14 protein-coding genes are annotated in these 14,678 nt (G+C 66.4%); 8 read left to right on the top strand and 6 right to left on the bottom strand.

Going from position 1 to position 14,678, the window contains the following annotated elements:
* Positions 1–154: 154 nt before the first annotated feature.
* Positions 155–832, bottom strand: coding sequence for a TetR/AcrR family transcriptional regulator (locus ACSFCA_RS32240; RefSeq protein ID WP_258352738.1), 678 nt, complete (start codon positions 830–832; stop codon positions 155–157).
* A 177-nt stretch (positions 833–1,009) separates the two neighbouring features.
* Between ACSFCA_RS32240 and ACSFCA_RS32245 the strand changes: the two genes are divergently transcribed.
* On the top strand, positions 1,010–2,080 hold the full coding sequence (locus ACSFCA_RS32245) for an asparaginase (RefSeq protein ID WP_093059858.1): 1,071 nt from the start codon (positions 1,010–1,012) through the stop codon (positions 2,078–2,080).
* A 69-nt stretch (positions 2,081–2,149) separates the two neighbouring features.
* Here ACSFCA_RS32245 and ACSFCA_RS32250 read toward each other — a convergent pair whose 3' ends face one another.
* Entirely contained in the window at positions 2,150–2,968 is an 819-nt protein-coding gene (locus ACSFCA_RS32250; protein ID WP_435462393.1) for a phosphatase PAP2 family protein, read from the bottom strand.
* A gap of 172 nt (positions 2,969–3,140) precedes the next feature.
* Between ACSFCA_RS32250 and glyQ the strand changes: the two genes are divergently transcribed.
* From glyQ to ACSFCA_RS32275, 5 genes are read left to right on the top strand one after another with little or no spacing between them, the layout of a single operon-like run.
* Positions 3,141–4,049 (top strand): glycine--tRNA ligase subunit alpha, encoded by a 909-nt coding sequence (glyQ, locus tag ACSFCA_RS32255; RefSeq protein WP_435462392.1) that lies wholly within the window; start codon positions 3,141–3,143, stop codon positions 4,047–4,049.
* Between the two features lie 15 nt (positions 4,050–4,064).
* Positions 4,065–6,197 (top strand): glycine--tRNA ligase subunit beta, encoded by a 2,133-nt coding sequence (gene glyS / locus ACSFCA_RS32260; protein ID WP_435462391.1) that lies wholly within the window; start codon positions 4,065–4,067, stop codon positions 6,195–6,197.
* Positions 6,198–6,234: 37 nt separating this feature from the next.
* Positions 6,235–6,813, top strand: coding sequence for a D-glycero-beta-D-manno-heptose 1,7-bisphosphate 7-phosphatase (gene gmhB, locus ACSFCA_RS32265; RefSeq protein WP_435462390.1), 579 nt, complete (start codon positions 6,235–6,237; stop codon positions 6,811–6,813).
* Positions 6,813–7,583: a lysophospholipid acyltransferase family protein gene (locus ACSFCA_RS32270; RefSeq protein WP_093059866.1), complete on the top strand. Its 771-nt coding sequence runs from the start codon at positions 6,813–6,815 to the stop codon at positions 7,581–7,583. The genes gmhB and ACSFCA_RS32270 overlap by 1 nt, the downstream gene beginning before the upstream one ends.
* Positions 7,584–7,624: 41 nt before the next feature.
* On the top strand, positions 7,625–8,563 hold the full coding sequence (locus ACSFCA_RS32275; RefSeq protein WP_435462407.1) for a M48 family metallopeptidase: 939 nt from the start codon (positions 7,625–7,627) through the stop codon (positions 8,561–8,563).
* Positions 8,564–9,171: 608 nt separating this feature from the next.
* On the opposite strand, the gene ACSFCA_RS32280 is transcribed toward ACSFCA_RS32275, so the two are convergent.
* The 4 genes from ACSFCA_RS32280 to ACSFCA_RS32295 all read right to left on the bottom strand — a co-directional run bounded on the left by ACSFCA_RS32280 (position 9,172) and on the right by ACSFCA_RS32295 (position 13,323).
* A complete protein-coding gene (locus ACSFCA_RS32280; protein WP_093078323.1) occupies positions 9,172–9,942 on the bottom strand; it encodes an SDR family oxidoreductase in 771 nt (256 codons plus the stop codon).
* A 79-nt stretch (positions 9,943–10,021) separates the two neighbouring features.
* Complete coding sequence (locus tag ACSFCA_RS32285; protein WP_435462389.1) at positions 10,022–10,942, bottom strand: pseudouridine synthase; 921 nt, start codon at positions 10,940–10,942, stop codon at positions 10,022–10,024.
* Positions 10,939–12,249 (bottom strand): leucine-rich repeat-containing protein kinase family protein, encoded by a 1,311-nt coding sequence (locus ACSFCA_RS32290; RefSeq protein WP_435462388.1) that lies wholly within the window; start codon positions 12,247–12,249, stop codon positions 10,939–10,941. The genes ACSFCA_RS32285 and ACSFCA_RS32290 overlap by 4 nt, the downstream gene beginning before the upstream one ends.
* A 9-nt stretch (positions 12,250–12,258) precedes the next feature.
* The gene (locus ACSFCA_RS32295; protein WP_258352744.1) at positions 12,259–13,323 is read right to left on the bottom strand and encodes an MBL fold metallo-hydrolase; all 1,065 of its coding nucleotides are present in this window, start codon (positions 13,321–13,323) and stop codon (positions 12,259–12,261) included.
* 106 nt (positions 13,324–13,429) lie between these two features.
* On the opposite strand from ACSFCA_RS32295, the gene ACSFCA_RS32300 reads away from it, so the two are divergent.
* Both ACSFCA_RS32300 and can read left to right on the top strand, forming a co-directional pair.
* Entirely contained in the window at positions 13,430–13,849 is a 420-nt protein-coding gene (locus ACSFCA_RS32300; RefSeq protein WP_435462387.1) for a MerR family transcriptional regulator, read from the top strand.
* A 28-nt stretch (positions 13,850–13,877) separates the two neighbouring features.
* Positions 13,878–14,666, top strand: coding sequence for a carbonate dehydratase (can, locus tag ACSFCA_RS32305; RefSeq protein WP_258352746.1), 789 nt, complete (start codon positions 13,878–13,880; stop codon positions 14,664–14,666).
* Positions 14,667–14,678 lie beyond the last annotated feature (12 nt).

A 14,678-nucleotide genomic window follows, 5' to 3' on the forward strand; every position in this document is an offset into this window, starting at 1 on the left:
ATCCCTCTCTCCTTTGTGTTCGTGATTCACCGCAACCGGACAACCCGGGCAGCGAGCGTGCGAAGGTAGGCGCGCAGGCGCGGCGTCGCCAGTGCCGAAAGTCACCGCGTCGCAGGAGTAAGAAGAAAGGATTGGCCCAGACAGGGCCGCTTGCTCAGGCCTTGATGCCGCAGCCGTTCAGCACGAAGCTCACGAGCTCGCGCGCGATCGGTTCGCGATCGATGGGCGCGTCAGGCGGCAGGCCGAGCATCACGCGCGTCTGGATCGCGTAGTCGGCATAGCTCTGGGTCATGGCCCAGATGTGCATCAGCAGGATGCGCGCGTCGAGCGGGCGCATCAGCCCGCGCGCGATCCAGCCGTTGATGATGTCCACCTTCTTCTGCGTCCAGGCCCGCGCGTTGGGCCAGTAGCGGTCGAGGTTGCGGCCGCCGTCAAGGATCTCGCGCGTGAAGATGCGCGACATCTCGGGGCTGTCGATGGCGTGGTCGAGCTTCTTGCGGATGTAGTCGCCGAGCACCGTGGCAGGGTCGCTCGCGTCCTCGAACGAGAACACGACCTTCCATGCGTGCAGCACCTGCATCAGCAGCTCTTCGTAGAGCTCTTCCTTGCCGGCGATGTAGTAGTGCAGCTGGGGCTTGGTGAGGCCGGCGCGCGCCGCGATGGCCTGGGTCGAGGTGCCCTTCAGGCCATGCAGGCTGAACTCGGCGACCGCCGCGGTGCGGATCGCCGCCATGATGCGTTCGCGCCCCGGCCGCGCGCGCGACAGCGGGCCGTCGGGGGCGGGCATTTCCTGGGCGGTTGAAACGGGGAGGGCGGCGGGATCGGCGTTCATGATGGCGGTGGGCGGCAGGGCGCGCGGTCGATGGTAATACCTCGCCCTTTTTCGGGCCGTCCCGGCTCTCGTGCATGACCGCATGCCATGCCGGCATGGGCAGGCAGGGCATGCGGGCACGGTTCATGTATCTTCCTCGCCGCCCCGAAAAATTCCACCTCAACACAGGAGTTCTCCATGTACCTCTCTCCCCGTTTCCGTGCCTTCGCGGCCGGCGCCGCATTGCTGGCTGCCAGCGCGCTTGCGCAGGCGCAGCAGGCACTGCCCAACGTGGTGATCCTCGCCACCGGCGGCACCATCGCCGGGGCCGGCGCCTCGGCTGTCAACAGCGCCACGTACGCGGCCGCCAAGGTTGGTGTCGAGAAGCTGATCGCCGGCCTGCCGGAGCTCTCCAAGGTGGCCAACGTGCGCGGCGAACAGGTGTTCCAGGTCGCATCGGAGAGCCTGACCAACGACAACCTGCTGACGCTGGCCAAGCGCGTCTCGGCACTGTCGAAGCAAGCGGACGTCGACGGCATCGTCATCACCCACGGTACCGACACGCTCGAAGAAACCGCCTACTTCCTGACCCTGACCGTGCACACCAACAAGCCGATCGTCGTGGTCGGCTCGATGCGTCCGGGCACCGCGCTGTCGGCCGACGGCGCGCTCAACCTGTACGACGCCGTGAACGTGGCGGGCAGCAAGGACGCAATGGGCAAGGGCGTGCTGGTGACGATGAACGACAACATCGACAGCGGCCGCGACGTGAGCAAGAACGTCAACATCAAGACCAATGCGTTCTCCAGCCAGTGGGGCCCGCTGGGCATGATCGTCGAGGGCAAGAACTACTGGTTCCGCGCACCGGTCAAGCGCCACACCATGAACTCGGAATTCGACATCGACAGCATCACCGCGCTGCCGCCGGTCGAGATCGCGATGGGCTACGAGGGCGTGTCGTCGGTGGCCATCGACGCCATTGCCAAGAGCGGCGCCAAGGCGCTGATCCACGGCGGCACGGGCAACGGCTCGGTGGCCGACCGCATCGTTCCGAACCTGCAGAAGGCGCGTTCCGACGGCGTGATCGTGATTCGCAGCGCGCGCGTGCCCGACGGCTTCGTCATTCGCAATGCCGAGCAGCCCGACGACAAGTACGACTGGGTGGTGGCGCACGACCTGCGCCCGCAGAAGGCGCGCATCCTGGCCATGGTGGCTCTCACCAAGACCAACAACACCAAGGAACTGCAGCGCATCTTCTGGGAGTACTGATCTCCCTCGGGGTGCCTTCGGCGCCCTTCCCGGATCGGGCCGCAGCGGTGAAAGCCGCTGCGGCCTTTTTCATGGGCGACCTGTACCTCGATGGTGCCGTGCGTACTCGATGCTCGCGATGCAGATCGCCAGCCAGGCGCCGCCCGAGCACAGCCCCGCGAGCACGTCGCTCGGAAAGTGCGCCCGCACGAAGATGCGGCTGCAGGCCACGGTGGCGACCATGGCCGTTGCCGCCATCACCGACGGCACCCGCCAGCGCGGCGGCAGCATGCGCAGCCCCAGGTAGCCCAGCATGCCGTAGAGCACCATCGAGCCCGAGCTGTGGCCGCTCGGAAATGAATAGCCCGACACCTGCGCGAAGCCGAAGTCGTGCACCGGCCGGGCGCGCTCGAAGATGAGCTTGAGCACGTGGTTCAGCACCCCGTTGCCGGCGATGGCCGCGACCCAGCCAGCCGCGAAACCGCGGTGCCCGCGAAGCCACAGCGCCACCGCCAGGCCAGCACACAGCAGCACCGCGACGATCGGGTCGGCCATGTGGGTGAGCCACGAGAACACCTCCCGCACGCCCGGCGGCGTGTGCATGCCCACGGCGCGGCTGATCGTTTCGTCCAGCAGGCCCATGGGCCGGCCGTCGCCCAGGCCTTCCGCCACTTCGGCGAACACCCAGGCCAGCGCGATCACCGCCGCCGCGCCGATGGCCAGTCCGCCGAACAGCAGCCCGGCGCCCGGCTCGGGCTGCGCCGCATGCCGGCGCCGCAGGTGCTCGAAGCCCCAGGCCGCGAGGCCGGCGGCCGCGGTCAGCGCGACGAGAAGAATCAGGAATCCGGGCCAGGCCTGGGCGCCGAGGCGCTCTCCCAGGGCGATCAATGCGGCATCTTCAACGGGCATGGGCGGAGCAGGCGGACGGCAGGGGCAGGCGAATCACGGCGTATCGACGAGGGTTCCAAAAGGGGAGGCCGAGCATAGCGGCCAGTTCCTGACCGCCCGCTGCCTCGTAAAATAGCCGGTTCGTTGCGCCGCGGGTTCTTCTCCCACCGGGCGGCCGCCTTCACGCAGAGCCATGCTGACCTTCCAACAAATCATTCTCAAACTGCAGTCGTACTGGGCCGACAAGGGCTGTGCGCTGCTGCAACCGTACGACATGGAAGTGGGCGCGGGCACCTCGCACACCGCCACCTTCCTGCGCGCGCTCGGCCCCGAACCCTGGAAAGCCGCCTACGTGCAGCCCAGCCGCCGCCCCAAGGACGGCCGCTACGGCGAGAACCCCAACCGCTTGCAGCACTACTACCAGTACCAGGTCGTGCTGAAGCCGGCGCCTTCCAACATCCTCGAGCTCTACCTCGGCAGCCTCGAAGCCCTGGGCTTCGACCTGAAGAAGAATGACATCCGCTTCGTGGAAGACGACTGGGAGAACCCTACGCTCGGCGCCTGGGGCCTGGGCTGGGAGGTGTGGCTCAACGGCATGGAGGTGACGCAGTTCACCTACTTCCAGCAGGTCGGCGGCATCGACTGCAAGCCCATCACCGGCGAAATCACCTACGGCCTGGAGCGCCTGGCCATGTACCTGCAGGGCGTGGACAACGTCTACAACCTGACCTGGACCGACGGCCTGAGCTATGGCGACGTCTATAAGCAGAACGAGGTCGAGCAGTCGACCTACAACTTCGAGCACAGCGACGCCGAGTTCCTGTTCACCGCCTTCAACGCACACGAAAAGCAGGCCAAGCACCTCATGACCGAGCAGCTCGCGTTGCCGGCCTACGAGCAGGTGCTGAAGGCCGCGCACAGCTTCAACTTGCTGGACGCGCGCGGCGCAATCAGCGTGACCGAGCGCGCTGCCTACATCGGCCGCATCCGCAACCTGGCGCGCAGCGTGGCGCAGAGCTACTACGACAGCCGCGAGCGCCTGGGCTTCCCGATGGCGCCGCGCGAATGGGTCGCGCAGATCCCCCCGAAGAAGGCCGCCTGAGCGATGACGACCCCCATGAACAAGAACTCCCTGCTGGTCGAACTGTTTGTCGAAGAACTGCCGCCGAAGGCACTGAAGAAGCTCGGCGATGCTTTCGCGGGCGTGCTGCGCGAACAACTGGTGGCGCAAGGTCTGGCCGAAGCCGGCTCGGTGCTCACCGCCTACGCCTCGCCGCGCCGCCTGGCCGCGCACCTCACGCACGTGGCCGAGCGCGCCGCCGACAAGGCCGTGTCGCAAAAGCTCATGCCCGTGGCCGTGGGGCTCGACGCCTCCGGCCAGCCCACGCCCGCGCTGCTCAAGCGCCTGGGCGCGCTCGGCGCCGACGCCTCGGCCGTGCCAGGCCTGAAGCGCACGATGGACGGCAAGGCCGAAGCCCTGTTCTACGAAAGCACCGCCAAGGGCGCCACGCTGGCCGAAGGCTTGCAGAAGGCGCTGGCCGAGGCGATCGCCAAGCTGCCGATTCCCAAGGTCATGAGCTACCAGCTCGAAAGCGGCTGCGAGCTGCCGGGCTGGAGCAGCGTGAGCTTCGTGCGTCCCGCGCACGGCCTCGTGGCGCTGTATGGCGACACCGTGGTGCCCATCGAGGCGCTGGGCCTGAAGGCCGGCCGCGAAACGCACGGCCATCGCTTCGAGGCGGCGGTCGATCCGGTCGTGCTGCGCGATGCCAACAGCTATGCGCTGCAGATGCAGGAAGACGGCGCCGTCATCGCGAGCTTCGAGGCGCGCCGCGCCGAAATCGCGCGCCAGCTTGCAGCGGCCGCGGTGAAGGTCGGTGGCGGCTCCGTGCCCATCCACGACGACGCGCTGCTCGACGAAGTGACCGCGCTGGTCGAGCGCCCCAACGTGCTGGTCTGCAGCTTCGAGCGCGAGTTCCTCGAAGTGCCGCAAGAGTGCCTGATCCTCACGATGAAGGCCAACCAGAAGTACTTTCCGCTGCTCGATGCATCGAGCAGGCTTACCAACAAGTTCCTGGTCGTCAGCAACATCAGCCCCGCTGATGCGAGCGCGGTCATCGAAGGCAACGAGCGCGTGGTGCGCCCTCGTCTGGCCGATGCCAAGTTCTTCTTCGACCAGGACCGCAAGAAATCGCTGGCCTCGCGCGTCGAGTCGCTGGGCAAGGTGGTCTATCACAACAAGCTGGGCACGCAGGGCGAGCGCGTGGAGCGCGTGATGCGCATCGCGCGCGGCATTGCAGAGAAGATCGGCGACACCGCGCTGGCCGCGCACGCCACGCAAGCAGCACAGCTCGCCAAGGCCGACCTCGTGACCGACATGGTCGGTGAGTTCCCCGAGCTGCAGGGCACCATGGGCCGCTACTACGCGCTGCACGACGGGCTCGACGCATCGGTGGCCGACGCCATCGAAGACCACTACAAGCCGCGCTTTGCCGGCGACGAGCTTCCGCGCAACAGCGTGGGCCTCGTGGTCGCGCTGGCCGACAAACTTGAAACGCTGGTCGGCATGTTCGGCATCGGCAACCTGCCCACCGGCGACCGCGACCCGTTCGCGCTGCGCCGCCACGCGCTGGGCGTGATCCGCATGCTGATCGAGAAAGACCTGCCGCTGGGCCTCGACGCGCTGCTGCAGGACACTGCCGCGCAGTTCAGCGGCATCGCAGGTTTCGAAAGCAGCCGCGCCACGGGCGAGCTGCAGGACTTCATCCTCGATCGCCTCGCCGGCAGCCTGCGCGAGCAGGGCGCCAGCGCACAGGAAGTCGACGCTGTGCTGGCTCCGCGCCCGCAGCGCCTGGGCGAAGTGCCCAAGCTGCTGGCCGCGGTGCGCGCCTTTGCCGCCTTGCCCGCCGCAGCCGCACTCGCCGCCGCCAACAAGCGCATCGGTAACATCCTCAAGAAGGCCCCCGAGGCTGACGCGCACGTCAGCGAGCTGCTGCTGCAGGAGCCCGCCGAGAAGGCGCTGCACGCAGCCATGGCGCAGGTCGTGCCCGCTGCCAACGCACAGTTCGAAGCCGGCGACTACACCGCCTCGCTGCAGACGCTGGCCGCGCTGCGCGAGCCGGTCGACGCCTTCTTCGACGGCGTGATGGTCAACGCCGAACAGGCCGACCTCCGGCTCAACCGCCTGGGCCTGCTGATGTCGCTGCACACCGCGATGAACCGCGTGGCGCAGCTCGAACGGCTGGCTGTCTGAGCTCATTCACGACGCCTCCCCCAGGAGCGGCACCACCATGAAACTCGTCATCCTCGACCGCAACGGCACGATCAACGTGCACCGCGAAGACTTCGTGAAGAGCGACATCGAGTGGACGCCGCTGTCCGGTGCGCTCGAAGCCGTGGCGCGGCTCAACCATGCGGGCTGGCACGTGGTGATTGCCTCCAACCAGTCGGGCCTGGGCCGCGGGCTGTTCGACATGGCCTCGCTCAACGCGATGCACGCCAAGATGCACAAGATGCTCGCGGCCGTGGGCGGCAAGGTCGATGCCGTGTTCTATTGCCCGCACAGCCCCGACGAGGGCTGCGAGTGCCGCAAGCCCAGGCCCGGCCTGTTCCTGCAGATCGGCGACCGCTACGGCATCGACCTCAAGGGCACCCCGACCTGCGGCGACAGCCTGCGCGACCTGCAGGCGGGCGCGGCTGCCGGCTGCGAGCCGCACCTGCTGCTCACGGGCATGGGCGCGGCTTGCCGCGGCGTCGATCCGTTGCCTTCCGAATACCCGGCGAACACGTTGGTTCACGACGATCTCGCCGCTTTTGTCGACTTTCTGCTCGCGCGCGAAGCGCGGGCCGCACTGCAGGTGGCTGTCTGATGGCGTTTTTCCGTTCCGTTCTCCACGCGTTGTGGATGCTCGTCACCGTGATCCCCTGGGGCATCATCATGTGCGTCAGCTCGCTCTGGAAGCGCGGCATTCCGCTCTACTGGATGGCCGAGCAATGGCTCAGCTGGGCCATCGGCGGCGCGCGCGTGCTGCTGGGCATCAAGACCCGCGTGAGCGGCATGGAGAACCTGCCGACCGACAAGCTCGCCGGCGCGGTCCTGCTGGTGAAGCACCAGTCCACGCTCGAGACCTTCCTGATGCCCACGCTGATGCCGCACCCGCTGGCCTATGTGTTCAAGAAGGAGCTGATCTACATCCCCTTCTTCGGCTGGGCGATGGCGCGGCTGGACATGATCCACATCGACCGCAGCCAGCGAGCGCAGGCCTTCAACAAGGTGGTCAACCAGGGCCGCAAGCTGCTCGCACAGGGCATCTGGATCATCATGTTCCCCGAGGGCACGCGCATTCCGCGCGGGCAGAAGGGCACCTACAAGAGCGGCGGCACGCGGCTCGCGTGCGAGACCGGCGTGCCGGTGATTCCCATTGCCGTGACCTCGGCCAAGGTGTGGCCGCGCAAGGCCTTCATCAAGCGCCCGGGCGTGGTCGACGTGTCCATCGGCCCGGCGATCCCGAGCGTAGGCCGCAAGCCTGACGAGTTGATGCGCGAGGTCGAGGCCTGGATCGAGGCCGAGATGCGCCGTCTCGACCCCGAGGCGTATGTCGACAGCCCTCTGCAGCCCACGCAAGAAGCGGTGAGCTGAAGAGGAAAAGAGAGCCCGTCATGGGATTGCTTCGGTTCACGATGGATCTTTTCGAGGGGCTGGGCAGCGAGTTCGCTCCGCCAGCGCCCGCACCAACGCGACCGCGCAGGGTGAAGAAGCCGAAGCTGGGGGCACCGCCGGCCGTGCCTTTGGCTCCGCCCGCACCCGTCGACCTCAATGCGCCACCCGCGGTGCCGTTGGCCGATACGCTGACGCTTGCGAACTTCGCGCATCCGCAGGCCACGCGCGAAGTGGTGCTCGGCTCTGCACGCGTGGCCTATGAATTCAAGCGCGGCAAGCGCAAGACCATTGGCTTTCTCGTCGGGGCCGAAGGACTGTCGGTGCGCGCGCCGCGCTGGGTGGCGCTGCGCGATGTCGATGCGGCTATCCATGAAAAGTCGGACTGGATCCTGCGCAAGCTGACGGAAACGCAGCAGCGCCATGCGCGCGTCGAGGCCACTCGCATCGAGTGGAAGGATGGGGCCGGGTTTCCATTCCTGGGCGAGCCGGTTGTGATGCGGCTTGATCCGAAGCATGGCTTTGCGAGTGTTGGCGGCACGCTTGACGACGCTGTTGAAGAAGGTGGGCCGCGGGTGCTGCGGTTGGCTGTGGCTCAGAACGCTGAGTCTTCGCAGATTCGTGATGCGGCGCAGGCCTGGTTGATGCGGCAGGCGCGCAAGCTGTTCATCGAGCGGTTGGATCACTTTGCGCCGTTGCTTGGGGTGCAGTGGCAGAAGTTGTCGCTGTCGAATGCTTCTACGCGCTGGGGGAGTGCCAGTGCTGATGGGTCGATTCGGCTGAATTGGCGGTTGATTCACTTTCGGTTGCCGGTGATCGACTATGTTGTTGCGCATGAGTTGGCGCATTTGCGGGTTATGGATCACTCGCATCGGTTTTGGGAGACCGTTGAGAGTGTTGTGCCTGACTACGACTTGCTGCGGCGGCAACTGAAGGATGAAGCGGTTCCTCGCTGGGGCTGAATTTGTCGTTGGTATGGGTTTGCTTTCCGGGGCCGGGACTCGCCCCGGCGGGCGACCTACTTTTCTTTGCTTCGCCAAAGAAAAGTAGGCAAAAGAAAGGCGACCCCACTGTCTGCGACCCCTTCGCGTGGCGAAGGGGCAACCTGCGGTGCTCGCGTTTCGCGGGGTCTCGCCCAAACTCGCTTCGCTCAGACAAGGGCGAGCCCTGATCCGCGAAACGCTGCGCTCCTCGGCGCAGCCAGAGGGGGTTGGAGACAACTCGGGCCTTTGCTTCGCTCGGCCTCGGGGCCACCGCAGGCGCTGCGCGCCTGCGGTGGTTGAGTTTGGCTGTTGGATGTTCGAAGGCCGAGCGCAGCGAAGGCCTGTTTGGCTCCCCAATCCCTTCTGGCTGCGCCGAGGAGCGCAGACGTAGGAGGGATCAGGGCCGCAGCTGTTTGAGCGAAGCGAGTTCTGCGGACCCCCTCCGGAGTCGAGCACCGCAGGTTGCCCGTAGCGAAGCGAAGGGACGCAGACAGTAGGGTCGCCTTTTCTTTGGCTACTTTCTTTTGGCGAAGCAAAAGAAAGTAGCTCGCTCGCCGGGGCGAGACCCGGCCCCGGAAAGCAAAACCTCAGCGAGCGTGCGTAACCCCCCCATCCACAACCAACGTAGACCCCATCACATAGTCCCCCGCACGCGAGGCCAAGTAGATAGCCGCCCCAGCCATATCCTCAGGCACTCCGATGCGCCCAGCCGGAATCCGCTCCTTCACTTCATCCCCGTGATCCCGAGCCAGCTTGTTCATGTCAGAAGCAAACGCACCAGGCGCAATAGCACTAACCACGATCCGATCCTGCGCCAACCGCAGCGCCATCCGCCGAGTCAACTGAATCAGCCCAGCCTTGCTCGCCGCATACGAATACGTCTCCTGAGGATTGACCGAAATCCCGTCGATAGAAGCGATGTTGATCACCTTCGCCAGATGGTCCGTCGCAGCCTTCTTCAGCATCGGAGTCAACGCCTTGGTCAAAAAGAACGGCGTCTTCAGATTCAGATCAACCACCTTGTCCCATCCACTCTCGGGAAACTCTTCATAAGGTGCCCCCCAGGCAGCACCGGCGTTGTTCACCAGAATGTCCAGCGAACCTTCGTGCTTCGAATAGGCATCGACCAGCGCCTGCGCACCTTCGAGCGTCGACACGTCTGCAGGCAGCGAGACGCAATGACCAAAGGCCGACAGCTCCTTCGCCGTCTCGTCGCAGGCCGCGGCCTTGCGAGCCGAGATGTACACGCGTGCGCCCTGGGCCAGGAAGCCCTCGGCGATCATGCGGCCGATGCCGCGCGAGCCGCCGGTGATCAGCGCCGTGCGGCCCTTCAGCGAGAAGAGTTGGGTGGTGTCCATGGTGCGGGTGTCTCCTGAATGAAAGATCGGCAATGCAAGTTCAGGAAACGAGCTTAGTGCGCGCCGCGCCGCGCGCGCGTCACCTCGGTGTCAGCGACAGGCTCCGGGGGCTTGTGAAGCTGCGCAGGTCTCCCGTCACCGGGTCGAGAAAGGCCAGCGACCGGGCCAGCAGCTGCAAGGGCTTGCCGAAGTCATCCGCACCCTCGGGCAGCAGCACCGGGTAGATCGGGTCGTTCACGATCGGCATGCCCAGCGCCATGCAATGCACGCGCAGCTGGTGCTTGCGGCCCGTCACCGGCGAGAGCTTCAGCAGTGCATGGCCGTCGCGCACTTCCTGCACCTCGATGCGGGTCTCGGAATTGGGCTCGCCGGGCTCTTCCCGCACGCGCATGAAATGCTCGTCGTCGACCAGCCGGCTGCGATAGATCTCGGGCACCGACGACACGCCCTCGCGCCACGGCACGATGGCTTCGTAGTGCTTGGCGATGCGGCGCTCGGGGAACATCACCTGGTAGGCGCCGCGCGTGGCGTGCCGCACCGAGAACAGCACCAGCCCCGAGGTGCTGCGGTCGATGCGGTGCATCGGCACGAGGTCGTCGAGCTTCAGCTTGCGTTTGAGGCGCACCAGCAGGCTTTCCTGCAGGTACTTGCCGGTGGGCGTGACGGGCACGAAGGGAGGCTTGTCCACGACCAGCAGATCGTCGTCCTGGAACACGATCTGCTCTTCGAAAGGGATGGGCACTTCGTCGTCGAGCGTGCGGTAGTAGTACACGCGCAGTGGCGACTCGTAGCGGCGCGTGGCGGTCACGGGCACACCATGCTCGTCGATGACATCGTTCGCTTCGATGCGCTCGAGCCAGGCCTCGCGCGTGATCGCGGGAAAACGCTCGATCAGGAATTCGGCAATCGTCGGCCAGGGGCCGGAAGACAGGCCGACGCAACTCGGGCCTACGCCGTCGCGCGTGGGTAGCGGCAGCTGCGGCGGTCGGCGCCGGGTCATGGCGATGAAGATGCTTGCTGCAGCAACGACAGCGCTTGGGCGAACGTCGGGCGCGCGGCGGCGTCGGGCTGCAGGCAGCGGTCTTTCAGCGTGCTTACCGATGCGGGCGCTGCGTCGGTGCAGCGCTCGAGCAGCTCTTCAAGCAGGCAGCCGAAGGCGCGCATCTCCAGCGCCTGGAACGCGCGCGCCTGTGCCGCGTCGAGCGCGCCGGTCATCCACGCAGCGCCGAAGTCGCCGAGCCGGCCGCCGCGCTGTGCGTGCCACAGGATGTTGTGTGCGTAGAGGTCGCCGTGAAGAATCCCTCGCGCATGCAGGTGCTGCATGGCCGAGGCGATGTCGCGGGCAATGCGCAGCGCGACATTGGACGTCCAGCGCGCTTCTTCGGCATAGACATCGCGCGTGCATGAGGCAAGGCTCGGTGGCCCCGCGAGCGTGACGAATGACGGATCGACCAGTGCCATCACCAAGCCTTCCGTGCCTTCGGGATGCCCGTCGATGCGGCTCTGCGCTGCGATCAGCGTTGGGTGCACGCCAGCGGCGATGCAGGCGGCCATTTCACTGTGCGGCCAGCCGTCGCTGGTGACTGCACCCTTGAAGAGCTTGACCGCCACCTGCTGCCCCTTGACGAGCGCGGCTTGATGGATCACACCCGACGCGCCTTCGCCGAGCTTCCTGCCCAGCGTCAGTTCACGCCAGTCGATGTGCGGTACCGACTGCGCGGTGATCGCCGCGTCCTCGGCCTGCGTGTCGAAGGGGTTGCCCGCGCAGGCGAGCCACGACAGGCGCGGCAGCGAGGGCAGCCACGCGGGCAGTGTCTCGAAGCGGTTGGCCGAGATGCGAAGCAGTTCGAGCTGCTTGAGCGCGGCCATCGACTGCGGCAACGTGCGCAGGCGGTTGCCCGCCAGCATCAGCTTCTGCATGCGCGTGCAATCGCCGAGCGAATCGGGCAGTTCTTCGATCTGGTTGTCCGTGAGGATCAGCCAGCGCAACGAGGCTGGCAGCGCTGCAGCCGGCACAACGCTAATCTGGTTGGCCTTGAAGCCGACGATGTCGAGGTCGTGGCACCGGCCGATCGACTCGGGCAGCGTGATGAACTGGTTGTCGGAGCAGAACAGCACGCGCAGCCTGTGCAGGCGGTTCAGGTCGTCGGGCAGCATGTCGAGCGCATTGCCCGACAGGTTCAGCACCTCGAGCGAATCCGCGAGGTCGAAAAGCTCGCGCGGAAACTCGGTGAGTCCGCACGAGAGATCGATTCTTTTTGCGCCTGCCAGCCGGCCCGCGCGCAGCTGAGCCAGCGTGTCTTCCATCCGGGGAGTTTAGGCGGCCTTCGCGCCGAAGCGGTAGATGCCGTCCTTGCCAAGTTCGCGCTTCACCTGGCCGGAGAACCACAGCAGGTGCAGGTGGGCCACCGTTTCGCCCATGGCGAAGGTCATCTGGTGCAGGTCGAGCTCGCGCTTGAACAGGATCGGCAGGCCTTCAGCTGCCGTCAGCGCGCGCGCCGTGCAGGCTTCGAGCAGTTCGGCCAGCCGGTCGCGATGGTGCTCCTGCAGCTGGTCGACGCGGCGGTGGATGCCCCGGAAGGGCTTGCCGTGCGAAGGCAGGCCCAGCGTGTCGGCCGGCAGCGCCTTGAACTTGTCGATGCTGTCGAGAAAGAGGCGCAACGAATTCGCCTCGGGCTCGCCCGCGTGCACGCTCACGTTGGTGGAAATGCGCGGCAGCATCATGTCGCCGCCCAACAGCAGCTTCAGGTCGTCGCAATACAGCGCGATGTGCTCGGGCGCGTGGCCGTAGCCGCTGATGCAGCGCCAGTCGTGGCCGCCGATGGTGACGATGTCGCCGTCGAGCATGCGCACGAAGCTCTCGGGCACCGAGGGCACCATGTTCGCGTAGTAGTTGGTGCGCGCGCTGATCTTGGCGATGGATTCGGGGTCGGTCAGGCCGTGCGAGGCAAAGAAGCGCGCCGCCGGTTCGCCGCCCGCCAGGGTGTCGCCGGCAGTGCTGAGCACGCGGGCCACGTGGTAGTCGGTCGAGCTGATCCACAGCGGTGCGTTCCAGCGCGTGCAGAGCCAGTCGGCCAGGCCGATGTGGTCGGGATGCATGTGCGTGACGATGACGCGCAGGATCGGCATGCCCTGCAGCTGCGTCTCGAACACCTGCTCCCACTGCGCGCGTGCCTCGTCGCGGGCGATGCAGCAGTCGACCACCGTCCAGCCCTCGACGCCGTCGAGGGTGTCGCGCAGCAGCCAGAGGTTGATGTGGTCGAGCGCAAAGGGCAGCCGCATTCGAATCCAGCGCACGCCGGGCGCCACTTCCAGGGTTTCGCCGGGCTCGGGGAGCGTGTCACCGAGGGGGTAGTGGAGTTCGCGTTCGAGGAGGTTCATGTAAGATTGACGTTTACGTAAACGTCATTGAGTAGTGGCACCATTGTAGGGATCGCGGCGCAAACCTGCTGTCGCGCCCGTAACGCCCCTTCTCCAGACCCCCGCCATGCCTGCGCAAACCTTCACCATCAGCCAGCTCGCGAAGGAATTCGACCTCACGACGCGGGCCATCCGCTTCTACGAGGACATGGGCCTGCTCACGCCCGAGCGCGCCGGCCTGCAGCGCATCTACAGCGCGCGCGACCGCGCCCGCCTCACGCTCACGCTGCGCGCCAAGCGCCTCGGCCTGAGCCTGACGGAGGCAAAAGACATCCTCGACATGTACGACAGCCCGCGCGACACCGTGCCGCAGCTGGAAAAATTCCTCGGCGTGCTGGGCGCCCACCGGGCCCAGCTCGAGGCGCAGCTGACCGAGCTGCAGGCCAATCTCGCGGAAGTGCGGGAGCATGAAAAAAAGGGACGCGCCACCCTTGTCAAAGCACAAAAGGCGACCAAGACCCGCAAGCCGGCCGAAGCCAAGGCCTGAAAACACGACTCATCGACAATAGCCGACTATGTCCGACAACACCGATAACCTCGACGACCTCTTTGCCCACAACCGCGCCTGGTCCGCCCAGATGGAGCGCGACCGGCCCGGTTTCTTCACCAGCCTGGTGAAGCAGCAGACGCCGCGCTACATGTGGATCGGCTGTTCCGACAGCCGAGTGCCCGCCAACCAGATCACCGGTCTGGAGCCGGGTGAAGTGTTCGTGCACCGCAACGTGGCCAACATCGTGGTGCACTCCGACCTCAACGCGCTCTCGGCGATCCAGTTCGCAGTCGAGCACTTGAAGGTCGAGCACATCATGGTGGTCGGCCACTACGGCTGCGCTGGCGTCAAGGCCGCGCTCAGCGGCAAGCGCATCGGCCTGGCCGACAACTGGATCCGCCACATCCAGGACGTGCGCGATCGCCACAGCGTGATGCTCGAAAGCCTGCCCGAAGAAGCGCGCGTCGATGCGCTGTGCGAACTCAACGTGGCCGAGCAGGTGGTCAACGTGGCCGTCAGCACCGTCATGGTCGATGCCTGGGCGCGTGGCCAGAAGGTGCGCATCCACGGCTGGACCTTCGGCGTGCACGACGGCCTGCTGCAAGACCTCGGCCTGAGCGTCGACGGCGCCAAGCCGCTCGACGCGGTGTACAAGGCCGCGGTGCAGCGCATCCGCTACAAGTGGAGCAAGCCCGGCGAAGTGATCCAGTCGCTGACGCTGCAGGGCACGCAGGTCAACCAGTCGGTGCAAGAGGCGCAGGCCATGACGCCGCAGCCCGAGGCCGACGGCACGACAGATCCCGCCGCCGCCTGAGCGACCCGGGCG

The organism is Variovorax multivorans (genome assembly GCF_051216835.1).
Classification (GTDB): Bacteria; Pseudomonadota; Gammaproteobacteria; order Burkholderiales; family Burkholderiaceae_C; genus Variovorax.

Coding starts and splice junctions, on each gene's coding strand:
- ACSFCA_RS32285 (WP_435462389.1), bottom strand. CDS start 10,942: ATGACCCGGCGCCGACCGCCGCAGCTGCCGCTACCCACGCGCGACGGC.
- gmhB (WP_435462390.1), top strand. CDS start 6,235: ATGAAACTCGTCATCCTCGACCGCAACGGCACGATCAACGTGCACCGC.
- ACSFCA_RS32245 (WP_093059858.1), top strand. CDS start 1,010: ATGTACCTCTCTCCCCGTTTCCGTGCCTTCGCGGCCGGCGCCGCATTG.
- ACSFCA_RS32280 (WP_093078323.1), bottom strand. CDS start 9,942: ATGGACACCACCCAACTCTTCTCGCTGAAGGGCCGCACGGCGCTGATC.
- ACSFCA_RS32250 (WP_435462393.1), bottom strand. CDS start 2,968: ATGCCCGTTGAAGATGCCGCATTGATCGCCCTGGGAGAGCGCCTCGGC.
- glyS (WP_435462391.1), top strand. CDS start 4,065: ATGAACAAGAACTCCCTGCTGGTCGAACTGTTTGTCGAAGAACTGCCG.
- glyQ (WP_435462392.1), top strand. CDS start 3,141: ATGCTGACCTTCCAACAAATCATTCTCAAACTGCAGTCGTACTGGGCC.
- ACSFCA_RS32275 (WP_435462407.1), top strand. CDS start 7,625: ATGGATCTTTTCGAGGGGCTGGGCAGCGAGTTCGCTCCGCCAGCGCCC.
- can (WP_258352746.1), top strand. CDS start 13,878: ATGTCCGACAACACCGATAACCTCGACGACCTCTTTGCCCACAACCGC.
- ACSFCA_RS32290 (WP_435462388.1), bottom strand. CDS start 12,249: ATGGAAGACACGCTGGCTCAGCTGCGCGCGGGCCGGCTGGCAGGCGCA.
- ACSFCA_RS32240 (WP_258352738.1), bottom strand. CDS start 832: ATGAACGCCGATCCCGCCGCCCTCCCCGTTTCAACCGCCCAGGAAATG.
- ACSFCA_RS32300 (WP_435462387.1), top strand. CDS start 13,430: ATGCCTGCGCAAACCTTCACCATCAGCCAGCTCGCGAAGGAATTCGAC.
- ACSFCA_RS32270 (WP_093059866.1), top strand. CDS start 6,813: ATGGCGTTTTTCCGTTCCGTTCTCCACGCGTTGTGGATGCTCGTCACC.
- ACSFCA_RS32295 (WP_258352744.1), bottom strand. CDS start 13,323: ATGAACCTCCTCGAACGCGAACTCCACTACCCCCTCGGTGACACGCTC.